The organism is Stenoxybacter acetivorans DSM 19021, from assembly GCF_000745895.1.
Classification (GTDB): domain Bacteria; phylum Pseudomonadota; class Gammaproteobacteria; order Burkholderiales; family Neisseriaceae; genus Stenoxybacter; species Stenoxybacter acetivorans.
In genome coordinates, this window is the sequence record NZ_JQKE01000021.1 from 1 (window position 1) to 12,445 (window position 12,445).

Sequence of the window (12,445 nt, forward strand, 5' to 3'; positions counted from 1 at the left end):
ATATATCAGCAGCTTATCAAACAATGCCGAATTGTTGAATCACGTCATACGCCTGCATTGGCGCATTGAAAACAGTTTGCATTGGTGCATGGATATTGCTTTTAAAGATGATCAAATGCGAGCCAGAAATGGCTTCGCTGCTCATAACTTAGCCATATTACACCGCATATCTCTTAACCTAATCCGCCTATCACCTGTGAAGCGCAAAGGTGGCATTAAAGTACAGCGATTACTGGCGGCTACCTCTGATAATTACCGTGAGCAACTACTGAAATTGAGTTAAATTTTTCATGCGATTGCCCTGATTGCCTTAGCGGGAATTTATCTTATTACCGTGCTTTCTTTCATCAGCGAACCGCCATGCTGTTGAACTTCCTTATACCACCTTCACGGTAATCGGGCTTAAACCGTCGATTTCAGCGTGCATCACATCACCTTTCACTACTGCGCCCACGCCTTCAGGTGTACCGGTAAAAACCAAATCCCCCGCTTTAAGTTCAAACAATTCAGACAATTTCGCGATGGTTTCTGCCACACACCAAGTTAAATGACTGATATTGCTGTGCTGGCGCGTTGTGCCGTTCACCATTAAAACAATATCGGCTGCCTGAATATTCTGTGAATCAGCAACCGTGTGCAATTCTCCAATCGGGGCGGAAAAATCAAAGGCTTTGGCAATCTCCCAAGGGCGTCCCATTTCTTTCATGCTGGTTTGCAAATCACGCCGAGTCATGTCTAAGCCAACGGCATAGCCGAAAATGTGCTTATCGGCATCGGCAACCACAATGTTTTTACCACCCAACCCAATCGCAACCACCAACTCTACTTCATGGTGATAGTTTTGGGTTGCCGTCGGATACGGAATTTCAGCGATTTCATCGGCTTTAATCGGCACAATTGACTGCGCATCATTGGCTTTACAGAAGAAAAACGGCGGCTCTCTATTGGGATCAAAGCCCATTTCCCGCGCATGCGCCGCATAATTGCGCCCGACACAATAAACTCGGCGCACCGGATACAAATCATCGCTGCCGTGAATCGGCAAACCCACAATCTTCATGGGTTCAAAAACATAAGGCATTTCTTTTTTCCTTTAACAATTGAGCAATAAACGATATATTACCTGTAAAAACATTGTTTTTGCGCATCAAATAATCTGTATTTCAAACCCGCGCCGCATCACTCATGGTGTTGATTAAATACGGCTTGCTGTTACCAATCGGTTTGATTGGCAGAAAAATAACATGAAATTAAAAATATCCTATTTTACTGTTTTATTTTCTCTTCAAAAAAATTCCGTAATATTACTTAGCATGCTTTCCTTTCGGCGGCTTAAGTCAATAGTAAACCTCAGTAGAAATTTTTTTCACACATCAACCATCGACAGTTGTTTTTGCGCTATTCTTTCGCGATTCAAAACCGAACCGATAATAAACTGCCATGTCTGATTTTTTTGCGCCCGCCGCTTTAAGCGTTTCTGAATTAAATGCCCTTGCCAAACAATTATTGGAAGATAATTTATTCGGTTTGTGGGTAACGGGTGAAGTATCCAATTTCACTCGCGCTGCCAGCGGGCACTATTATTTTTCGCTGAAAGACAACCAAGCTCAAGTACGGTGTGTGCTGTTTAAAGGAATTGCGGCACAACTGACTTCGCCCTTAAAAGAAGGCGATCACATTGAGGTATGCGGAAAAATCAGTTTGTATGAAGCGCGCGGAGAGTTCCAGATTACTGTGAACGCAGTGCGTCAAAAAGGTTTGGGGCAGCTTTATGAGGCTTATGAACGATTAAAGCAACAATTACAAACTAAAGGTTTATTTGCGCCGGAAAAAAAACGCAGGCTGCCTGAATATCCCGCGGCAGTGGGCATTGTTACCAGTTTGGCGGCGGCCGCTTTGCGTGATGTAATCAGCACTTTACGGCGGCGGCACAGCGGTTTACAGGTGATTGTGTATCCGACAGCGGTACAAGGTGCAGGCAGTGAACATCAAATTGCCAAAGCAATTCAAACCGCCTCGGCGCGCTCGGAAGTTGACGTGTTGATCGTGTGCCGAGGCGGCGGCAGTATTGAAGACTTATGGGCATTTAATGAAGAAGCCGTGGTGCGCGCCGTTGCCGAATGCCGCATACCAACCATCAGCGGTGTGGGACACGAAACCGATTTCACCCTTACTGATTTTGCTGCCGATGTGCGCGCACCCACACCCACCGCCGCCGCCGAGTTGGTCAGCCCCGATGCTGCACGCTTGCGGCAAAAAATTAATCAGCAGCAACACGTTTTGAAACAAAGCCTGCATCAGCGTTATGCCAATGCCAGCCAAAAACTGGACTGGCTGACACAGCAACTGCGGCATCCGCGCCAAAACCAAATTTTACAGCAGCAAAAATTGACTCAATGCAGCCAACAGTTACAGCACGGCTTTTATCAAAAATGCCGTCAATACCGCCAGAATCTGACGCTTGCCTTGTCTGCATTACAATACACACGCCCCAATCTTACTTATTTCAGGGAACATTTACAGCACCAATGCCAACAGCTCAATCAGTTTCGCGTACAGTATTTTCAGGCAGCCGACAATCGTTTACAGCAACAGCAAACCTTGCTTAATGCGGTATCGCCGCAAACCATTTTGGCACGCGGCTACAGCGTAGTCAGCGATGCTCGCGGGCGGATAATACACGATGCCAATCAATTGCGTTTCGGGCAAACCCTGCGCGTTCGCTTTGAACACGGCGAAGTCGGTGTACAAGTGAATACCCATGCGGCTCAATCGGATTTATTTGAATAAGCCGCCAAAAACGCTTCCAATTGTTGCCGCGTGGTCAGTTGTTTGTCTATTTTCAAATAAACACCGCCCTCATCTGCCGCCACCAAGGCTTGGCAAACACCTGCCTGTTGCAGCAGCTGCCGTTGTAAATCTTCCGCATCAACCCATTCGTTTGGCAATGCCAAACGAACATTTGCCAAATACGGCGGCTCTCGCATGGATACACAGACAACACCCCACAGCACGCACAAAAACGCACCTGCCAAAAACACAGCAGATACTGCCAAATGTTCAGCCAACCAACCGGAAATAATACCGCCCGCCGCAACACCCAAAAACTGGCTGGTGGAATACACACCCATTGCGGTGCCCTTATAACCTGCGGGTGATTCTTTGCTCACCAGTGACGGCAATAAAGCCTCTACCAAATTAAAGGCAATAAAAAATAACTGCACCCCCGCCACCAAAAACCACAATCGCGCACTCGCCTGCCACAGCACGCACTCAGCCAGCAACAAAACGCCCACGCTGCCAATCAATACCCGCCGCATTCGGTGTGCTTTTTCTGCATAAATAATCAGCGGAATAATGGCAATAAAACCAGCCAGCATGGTAATAGAATACACCAGCCAATGTTTTGATACAGGCAATCCACTCGCTTGCAGTTCAATGGGTAAAGCCACAAAAGTTGCCATCAGCAATACGTGCATACAAAAAATACACACATTTAACTTTAATAATTGCGGATTGGTCAGCACCAGCCGAAAACCGCCGCTCACCATACCGGATTCACGATTTAAAACATGCTGACTGCTGTTTGGCACCAAAAACAAAGTAATCGCAATACCCACCAAAGAAAGCAATGCAATCAGCCAAAACAAACCGTTTAACCCAAAAGCATGAGTGATAACAGGACCCAAACCCATGGCAACCGCAAACGTAATACCAAAGCTCACCCCAATAAAAGCCATGGCTTTGGTGCGGTTTTGTTCACGGGTTAAATCCGATAATAATGCCATCACTGCCGCCGCAATTGCCCCGCTTCCCTGCAATGCCCGTCCCAAAATCACGCCCCAAATGGAATGGCTCACAGCAGCCAATACACTGCCCAGTGCAAATAAAATCAAGCCAATAACAATCAAAGGTTTACGACCAATTTTATCCGACCATAACCCAAATGGAATTTGAAAAACGGCTTGCATCAGCCCGTAGATACCAATTGCCAAGCCGATTAAAGTTTCAGAAGCACCTTGCAAAGCCATGCCGTAAGTCGTGATAACCGGCAAAACCATGAACATACCCAGCATACGCAAAGAATAAACGCTGCCCAAACCCAAAGTGGCGCGGCGTTCAAGCGGGGTCATGCGTTCATCGGCGGCTTGAGAAAAAGAAGAAGATGTGTTCACGTTTTATGGTACTTACCAATTTGGAATAACAAAGAATAAAATCGAAAAAAATAATATCTCTTAATCGCCGTCTATTTTTCTGGATACTTTAATTTTGCATAAAGAACCGGATCGTTTTCCCGCCAGCACAGATGTTTGATATAGCTCGGGAATTTCCGAATCAATACAATCATTGATTCTCAAATCATTATAAGCGGTCAAACCACTCATTACTAAGTGAACTTAAGCAAGTTTGATCTGCACCATGAATAAAACCGGATAAGCAGCAATAAATTGCCTCCATCTCTATATTCAAATCCGAATTTTTGATATTTAACTAAATAAATTAACCCAGTTTCGTTCTGATCAACAGAAAATCTCATTTCTTCACAGCAAAAATGTTTCTTTCTCTACACTCATAACTCACCTCTAAATTTTACGCCTCAGAATAAAACTGGCTGAACCGTTCATAAATGGATACATAACGGGTTAGAAATTCTATTTGCGTAATATCCTTTTGATGTATTTTTATAATTCCCATGTCTTCGCAGAGCGTGGAAACAGTTTTCACAAACAACGATTTCCTTGAAATTCGATTTATACTGCCAACCCATACAGTGTCCAAATATTTAAACTCAGGATGAATTATCACAAAACTCTTTTTATGGTAAAGTTGATTCACAATAGCGTCAAAGCAATCTACATTCAAACCATTGGCTATATTTATCAGTCGTTTTGAAATCCTATTGGCCAAAATTTCCGAGTAGAATTTTTTGTACTTGAAATCAAATTTAAAATTTAACCTCTGCCACATTGGAAGAATTACAAATCCATTTAATACAAAAAACTCCTGATCAAATACGCTGACCAATGCAAAAGTATCTGTTGCCAACCAAAGATGCACGATCACATCAGGCATTTTACCCTCTCTAGTAATACAAACTAAGCGCAGGTTATCGGAATATTGAAAACAGTTTTTCATCTTAAATATAACCTTCTCTATATTTCTGATTATGAACCAGCACACCGTTTTCCTGATGAAGAAGATATAAGAGTTAGCAGCCCTAAGTTAAAGACCTGAATGGTTTTCTGTTCGGTACGAATGTCGGCAATGGTAGCTGTATGCTCACCTAATAGTGCAATTAATACAATTATATCACTAAACTTATTGCTAAAACCGAAGGCTGTTTTCAGGCAATATATTAAGCAGCCTTTTTTCGTCAAACTACCTATCGATTAAATTCGCTGGTCCATTTCCTCTGCCGGAATATGACAGTCACCTGTTTTAATGACGCGGGCAGGAATGCCCACAGCAGTGCTGCCCGCCGGAATGTCTTCCACCACCACGCTGCCCGCGCCGATTTTGGCGCAGGCATGAATGCGAATATTACCCAAAACAGACGCATTCGCTCCAATCATCACGCCATTATCAATTTTTGGGTGGCGATCACCTGTTTCTTTACCCGAACCGCCTAAAGTAACCCCATGCAACATGGAAATATCGTTACCCAAAACGGCGGTTTCCCCAATAACAACGCCGGTAGCATGGTCAATCATAATACCGTATCCCATTCGTGCGGCAGGATGAATGTCTACACCGAATACTTCAGACGCACGGTTCTGCAGAAAATACGCCAAGGTTTTGCGTCCTTGCCGCCACAGCCAATGATTAATCCGATGCGCTTGAATGGCGTGAAACCCTTTGTAATACAACAAGGGAAGGTTGTAGGCATCACATGCGGGGTCGCGTTCGTAATAAGCGATAATATCGGCTTGGGCTGCCTGAATAATATCGGGGTTATTTCCCAGTGCTTCTTCATAGGTTTCAAATAAGGCGCGGGCATCCATCACCGAGCTGGATAATTTACTGGACAAATGAAACGCCAGCACTTGCGCCAAATTGGGATGCCGCAGCACCGTTAAATGCAAGAAACTTGCCAGTGCCGGTTCTTGCAGCACCGCCAATTCGGTTTCCATCCGAATGGTTTGCCACAAATATTCCGGTGAAATGGTTTTATTCATATTGTATTTTGCTGCCTTTGATTAACTGTGGATTGCGGCTGATTTTATTGCTGCGGCCATTCCACTGTATTATTCAGAAGATAACCGTGTCTATTATCAACAAGCAGTTACATCACCCGCCTTCATTTACCGAAGACTTAAACTTTCATCAGCACCACATCATATTGTTCTTGGGTGTAGCAGCTTTCCACCGCCAAAGAAATCGGCTTGCCAATAAAATCAATCAGCATTGCCAGTGATTGTGATTCTTCATCTAAAAACAAATCAATCACTGACGGAGATGCCAGAATGCGAAAGCTGTGTGCATCAAACCGCCGTGCTTCCCGCACAATTTCGCGTTGAATTTCATAGCACACGGTTTGTGCGGTTTTTAAACGCCCGCGCCCTTTACACACAGAACACGGTTCACACAAAATATGACTTAAGCTCTCGCGGGTGCGTTTGCGGGTGAGCTCCACCAATCCCAAGCTGGTAAACCCATTGAGCGTAACGCGGGTGCGGTCATAGCTCAATGCTTTAGCCAGCTCTTGCAGCACCGCATCTTGATGCTCGGTATTGGTCATATCAATAAAATCAATCACGATAATCCCGCCCAAATTGCGCAGCCGCAGTTCTCGGGCAATGGTATAGCACGCTGCCAAGTTGGTTTTAAAAATGGTTTCATCAAAATTACGCGCACCCACAAAACCGCCGGTATTGACGTCAATGGTGGTCATCGCTTCGGTGGCTTCAACAATCAGGTAGCCGCCGGTATTCAAATCAACACGCGGCTGTAAGGCTTGGTTAATCTCACTTTCCACTTCATGCGCTTCAAACAATGGCCGCTCACCCTGATACAACTCGAGTTTATTAACCGCACCTTGAACGTATTGTGCGGCAAAGGCGTGCATACGCTCATAATTTTCTTTGGAATCCACCAACAAACGGCGGGTATTGTCGCTGAACATGTCGCGCAATACCCGCAAACCCAAAGATAAATCCTGATACAACATACTTCCCGCCGGGCTGGTTTTTGCCAAATACTGAATGTTCTTCCACACCTTGCTCAAATAATCAATGTCGGCTTGCAATTCACTGTCGCTGGCGGTTTCCGCACTGGTGCGGATAATATAGCCTCGGCAAGAATCGGGCGGCAGTAATTGCTCAAGACGAGTACGCAAATGGGCGCGGTCTTCTTCACCTTCAATACGCTGCGAAATACCGATGTGCTCGTCTTGCGGCAAATGCACCAAAAAACGCCCTGCCAATGAAATTTGGGTGGAAAGCCGCGCGCCTTTGCTGTTAATCGGGTCTTTAATCACTTGCGCCAAAATGGTTTGCCCCTCAAACAGCATGTGTTCTATTCGCTGATTTTCTTCGGGTTTTTGCCGCTGTTCCAATACATCAACAATGTGCAAAAAAGCCGCTCGCTCCAAGCCAATGTCAATGAACGCACTTTGCATGCCCGGCAACACCCGCCGCACAACACCCAAATAAATATTGCCCACCAAACTGTGTTCGCTGTTACGCTCAATGTGGATTTCACAAACAGTATTTTCCTCCAATACCGCCACGCGGGTTTCCTGCGGGGTAATGTTCACCAACACCGTTTCCGGCGGGCGCACAATGTCTTTGGGCAAAGGAATGCAATTTTCTGCAGATAACATGAAAGGCTCTCTGAAAGATACAAATATTTTTGGCGGATAATCAACACCACTATTGGGCAGTTAACCGACAAAAACACCTGAAAGGCAGACAATATAGCAAAATAAAGCCATAAAGGGTATGCGCAATAACGCACCGCGGATACATATTCCTTAAGCAAATATCGGCTTTTATCGTACAATTCGCACATGGAAAAAGAAACGTGTTTTCACTGCGGGCTTGATGTGCCTGCGAATTTAAATCTGCCCATTGTCCTTGACAACGAACAGCATCACGCTTGCTGCGCCGGCTGCCAAGCGGTGGCGCAGAGCATTATCAATGCGGGGCTGGGTTCGTATTACCGCCGGCGCACTGCCGAAGCACAACAAGCCATCCTGCCGCCGCAGGAAGTGCTGGATCAAATCAAACTGTATGATTTGCCTGAGGTACAAGCGGAATTTGTTACCCGCCGTTCAGAGCACGAGCGTGAAGCGGTATTGATGTTATCGGGCATTACCTGTGCTGCCTGTATTTGGCTGATTGAGCAGCGTTTACTGCGCTTGAAAGGCGTGTTGCGTGCGGACATCAATTACAGCACCGAACGGGCGAGGGTAACATGGGACAGTAGCCAAACCGAATTATCCGCTATTTTGCGGTGCATACGCGATACCGGCTATCAAGCAACTCCTTATGATGCGGAAAAAGTAGAAGTTCACGCTCAAAAAGAACGCAAACAAGCCTTGGTACGCCTGTGGATTGCCGGCTTATCAATGATGCAGGTCATGATGTATGTTGTGCCGACTTATCTTTACGGCGATGAAATTGAAACACCGTTTCTGTGGCTTTTGCATTGGGCAAGCATGGTATTGACTCTGCCCGTAATGCTGTTTTCCGCCGTACCATTTTATAAAGGTGCGTGGCGTGATTGGAAAAACCGCCGTGCGGGCATGGATACACCGGTGGCCATTGCCATTGTAACGGCGTTTGCCGCCAGTTGTTACGCACTCTTCAGCGGGCAAGAACACGGCATTTATTTCGATTCCATTTCCATGTTCGTGTTTTTGTTGCTAGGCGGACGTTATCTCGAACAAATGGCGCGGCGTAAAGCCGCCGGTGCTGCCGAACGTTTGATTAAACTGGTTCCCGCCTTTTGCCACTTATTACCCGATTACCCCAACAACGAACCTGTTCAGGAAGCCGTGGTTGCCAAATTACAAGCGAATGATGTGCTGTTGGTAAAACCCGGCGAAGTCATTCCCGTGGACGGCGAGATTGTCAGCGGCAGCACAACAGTCAACGAAGCCATGCTCACCGGTGAGAGTATGCCGATTGCAAAAAGCACGGGTGCATGGGTTACAGCGGGAACACTCAATCACGACAGCCCCATTTGCGTGCGTACCGCACAAGTGGGTGGCAACACGCGCTTGGCACATATTGTGCGTTTGCTGGATCGTGCGTTGGCACAAAAACCGCGCATGGTTGCCGTTGCCGACCGCTATGCTTCGTGGTTTGTCGCGACTCTGCTGATTTTGGCGGTATTGGTGTTTTCGGTATGGGCCTATCTCGCCGGCAGTGAGCGCGCTTTGTGGGTTACTGTGTCGCTGCTGGTTGCCACCTGTCCGTGCGCCTTATCACTGGCAACACCTGCGGCATTGGCAGCAGCCAGCGGCCATTTGGCAAGCAAAGGCGTGTTAATCAGCAGCGGACACAGTTTGGAAACTTTGGCACAAGTCAATGACGTGGTGTTCGATAAAACCGGCACACTCACCGAAGGGCGGCTCACTGTGTCCTCGGTTATCATCGCCGCGCCTGATGCGGATAAAAACACTTTATGCGCCGTTGCCCGCGCTTTGGAAGCCCAATCCGAACACCCTGCCGCACAAGCGATACTCAGGCTGCCTGAAAAAAATCACCTCACGGTAACTGCCGAACAATACATTCAACGCGCAGGCTACGGCATTCGCGCCGACATCACCTTAAACGGCAAAACCGCTGTATGGGCGATCGGGCGGGCAAATTATGTCGCTGAAATTGCGGGCAAGCTGCCGCCTGAATTGGCAGATATTGCGCACAGCGGCAGTGTGGTGTATTTGGGTAACGAACAAGGTTTTCAGGCAGCCTTCTTGTTGGCAGACACCATCAAAGACGGCGCGGCGGCGTTGTTGTCCCGCTTAAAGCAGGCGGGCGTACAGCGGCATTTACTCAGCGGCGACCGTGAAGTGGCTGTTGCCGATTTATCAGCCCAATTGCAGTTGGATCACTACCGAGCCGAGGCTTCGCCAGAAGACAAATTGCGCTATGTGGGTGATTTGCAGCGGCTGGGTCATAAAGTATTGATGGTGGGCGACGGCATCAACGATGCACCGGTATTGGCGCAGGCCGATGTATCCGTTGCCGTTGCCGAAGGCGCGGACGCGGCACGCGACGGCAGCGATGTGGTATTGCTGAATAAAGACATCGGCACAGTGTCCGTTTTGCTGAACACAGCGCGGCGCACCCGCAACATTATTCGGGAAAACCTGCTGTGGGCAACCGCCTACAACGCCATTGCCGTACCTTTGGCGGCATTCGGTCATGTAACGCCGTGGCTGGCGGCTCTGGGCATGAGTTTGAGTTCACTGTTGGTACTGCTGAACGCGCTGCGTTTGCTGAAATAATGGCTTAAATTTGAAACCGCATCATTTATTAAAAATGGACAATCATTATTGATTTAGCTTAAGTATATTACTTTATGTTATTTAACTGAATTGCCACACAGTATGTACCATACATATCGGCAATGGGCGTGGCTTACTTGAATGAAGTTGCCATGCCTTTATTTTCTTTGACTTAAAATGGAGAAGCAATGCATATTTATTTAATCATCAACATATTGGTATTTATTGCCTTATTATTTTTGCTGCGGCAAACCGGTAAAAAGCAGTGGAGTTTATCGAAAAAAACACTGGCGGGTTTACTTATCGGCGTGATTTTCGGCTTCGGTTTGCAATGGATTTACGGCGTAGATAATGCTGTGATTTCGCAGTCCGTTGCTTGGTTTAATGTTGTCGGCAACGGCTATGTGCAATTGCTGCAGATGATTGTGATGCCTTTGATTTTTGTGTCCATTCTGAGCGCGGTGGCAAAGCTGCATAATGCCGCCTCTTTGGGCAAAATCAGCTTTTTAACGATTGGCACATTGCTGCTGACTACGGCAATCGCCGCTGTTATCGGAATTGTGATGACATTGTTATTTGGCTTGAGTGCGGAAGGCTTAGTGCAAGGCGCAAAAGAAACCGCCCGCTTGGACGCGATTCAATCCAATTATGTCGGCAAAGTGTCTGATTTATCCCTGCCGCAATTTATTTTGTCTTTGATTCCAAAAAATCCTTTTGCCGAATTGGCCGGTGCAAATCCCACTTCTATCATCAGCGTGGTCATTTTTGCCGCTTTTTTGGGTGTGGCGGCATTACGCTTACTCAATGACGATCCGGAAAAAGGAGAACGCGTATTGCGTGCCATTGATGCGGCGCAGGGTTGGATGATGAAATTGGTGCGTTTGGTGATTCAATTAACGCCCTACGGCGTGTTGGCATTGATGACCAAAATGGCAGCATCATCGAATATTCATGATTTGATTCAATTGGGCGGTTTCATCGTGGCATCATACTTAGCGATTGCCTTAATGTTTGCCGTTCATGGGATATTAATTGGCTTCAGCGGTTTAAATCCCTTTCGGTTTTTCAAAAAAATTCTGCCTGTTTTGACCTTTGCATTTACCAGCCGCTCCAGTGCTGCCAGCATTCCCTTCAATGTAGAAACGCAAACACAAAAAATTGGCGTACCCGAAGTGATTGCCGGTTTTTCAGCTTCTTTCGGAGCAACCATCGGTCAAAATGGCTGTGCGGGTATTTATCCGGCAATGTTGGCAGTGATGGTCGCACCGACAGTAGGCATCAATCCATTTGATCCAATGTGGCTGGCAGTATTGGTTGGGGTAGTAACCATTAGCTCTGCCGGTGTTGCCGGCGTGGGCGGCGGTGCCACATTCGCGGCATTGATTGTACTGCCCGCCTTGGGTTTGCCGATTACTTTGGTGGCATTACTGATTTCGATAGAACCTTTAATTGATATGGGCAGAACCGCATTGAATGTAAGCGGTTCAATGACAGCGGGTACTGTAACCAGCCAAATATTAAAAGAAACTGATAAAGCAGTTTTTGAGACAGAATAAACTGGTTTTGTGTGTGTACCAAAAGTTTTCAGGCAGCCTTTAAGGCTGCCTGAAAACGCAAAAAAGCATCTTTAATTCAGTATTAAAGATGCTTTATAAATCAAACAAGCATTTAAGCCATGGCTTTGACGCGTGCAGACAAGCGGCTTTTATGACGAGCCGCTTTGTTTTTGTGAAACACACCTTTATCGGCAATGCGGTCAATCACTTTGCTGGATTCTTGGTAAACGGCAGCGGCAGCTGCTTTATCACCTGCTTCAACGGCTTTAATCACTTTTTTCACCGCTGTGCGAAAAGCAGTTCGCAAGCTGGCGTTGTGAGCACGCTGTTTCAGTGATTGGCGTGCGCGTTTGCGGGCTTGTGCGCTGTTGGCCATACAATATCTCCTACAGAAATCAAAATAATTTGTAAACCGTGTATTCTAAAAGATAAC

11 protein-coding genes are annotated in these 12,445 nt (G+C 46.6%); 4 read left to right on the plus strand and 7 right to left on the minus strand.

The window, feature by feature from the left end; all coding sequences use genetic code 11:
* On the plus strand, positions 1–283 hold a 283-nt coding region (locus Q384_RS03705; RefSeq protein WP_037586046.1), incomplete at its 5' end, for an ISAs1 family transposase.
* Positions 284–376: 93 nt separating this feature from the next.
* Here the strand turns inward: Q384_RS03705 and Q384_RS03710 are convergent.
* The gene (locus Q384_RS03710) at positions 377–1,081 is read right to left on the minus strand and encodes a fumarylacetoacetate hydrolase family protein (protein ID WP_037586047.1); all 705 of its coding nucleotides are present in this window, start codon (positions 1,079–1,081) and stop codon (positions 377–379) included.
* Between the two features lie 359 nt (positions 1,082–1,440).
* Here Q384_RS03710 and xseA point away from each other — a divergent pair, with 359 nt between their 5' ends.
* Positions 1,441–2,790 (plus strand): exodeoxyribonuclease VII large subunit, encoded by a 1,350-nt coding sequence (gene xseA, locus Q384_RS03715; RefSeq protein WP_037586048.1) that lies wholly within the window; start codon positions 1,441–1,443, stop codon positions 2,788–2,790.
* On the opposite strand, the gene Q384_RS03720 is transcribed toward xseA, so the two are convergent.
* The 5 genes from Q384_RS03720 to rng all read right to left on the minus strand — a co-directional run bounded on the left by Q384_RS03720 (position 2,769) and on the right by rng (position 7,822).
* Positions 2,769–4,175: an MFS transporter gene (locus Q384_RS03720; protein WP_211251077.1), complete on the minus strand. Its 1,407-nt coding sequence runs from the start codon at positions 4,173–4,175 to the stop codon at positions 2,769–2,771. The genes xseA and Q384_RS03720 overlap by 22 nt on opposite strands.
* Positions 4,176–4,235: 60 nt before the next feature.
* Complete coding sequence (locus Q384_RS13200) at positions 4,236–4,376, minus strand: hypothetical protein (protein ID WP_156956439.1); 141 nt, start codon at positions 4,374–4,376, stop codon at positions 4,236–4,238.
* A gap of 214 nt (positions 4,377–4,590) precedes the next feature.
* Positions 4,591–5,073 (minus strand): hypothetical protein, encoded by a 483-nt coding sequence (locus tag Q384_RS03725; protein WP_156956440.1) that lies wholly within the window; start codon positions 5,071–5,073, stop codon positions 4,591–4,593.
* Positions 5,074–5,390: 317 nt separating this feature from the next.
* Positions 5,391–6,176, minus strand: a complete 786-nt coding sequence (gene cysE / locus Q384_RS03730) for a serine O-acetyltransferase (protein ID WP_037586051.1) — start codon at positions 6,174–6,176, stop codon at positions 5,391–5,393.
* A 137-nt stretch (positions 6,177–6,313) separates the two neighbouring features.
* Positions 6,314–7,822 carry a ribonuclease G gene (gene rng / locus Q384_RS03735; protein ID WP_037586052.1) on the minus strand — a complete coding sequence of 503 codons (1,509 nt, stop codon included), beginning with the start codon at positions 7,820–7,822 and terminating at the stop codon, positions 6,314–6,316.
* Between the two features lie 186 nt (positions 7,823–8,008).
* Between rng and Q384_RS03740 the strand changes: the two genes are divergently transcribed.
* The gene (locus Q384_RS03740) at positions 8,009–10,456 is read left to right on the plus strand and encodes a heavy metal translocating P-type ATPase (RefSeq protein WP_051940405.1); all 2,448 of its coding nucleotides are present in this window, start codon (positions 8,009–8,011) and stop codon (positions 10,454–10,456) included.
* A gap of 188 nt (positions 10,457–10,644) precedes the next feature.
* A complete protein-coding gene (locus tag Q384_RS03745; protein ID WP_037586053.1) occupies positions 10,645–12,012 on the plus strand; it encodes an L-cystine transporter in 1,368 nt (455 codons plus the stop codon).
* A 112-nt stretch (positions 12,013–12,124) separates the two neighbouring features.
* Here the strand turns inward: Q384_RS03745 and rpsT are convergent, their stop codons facing one another.
* A complete protein-coding gene (gene rpsT / locus Q384_RS03750; protein ID WP_037586055.1) occupies positions 12,125–12,388 on the minus strand; it encodes a 30S ribosomal protein S20 in 264 nt (87 codons plus the stop codon).
* Between the last annotated feature and the right edge of the window lie 57 nt (positions 12,389–12,445).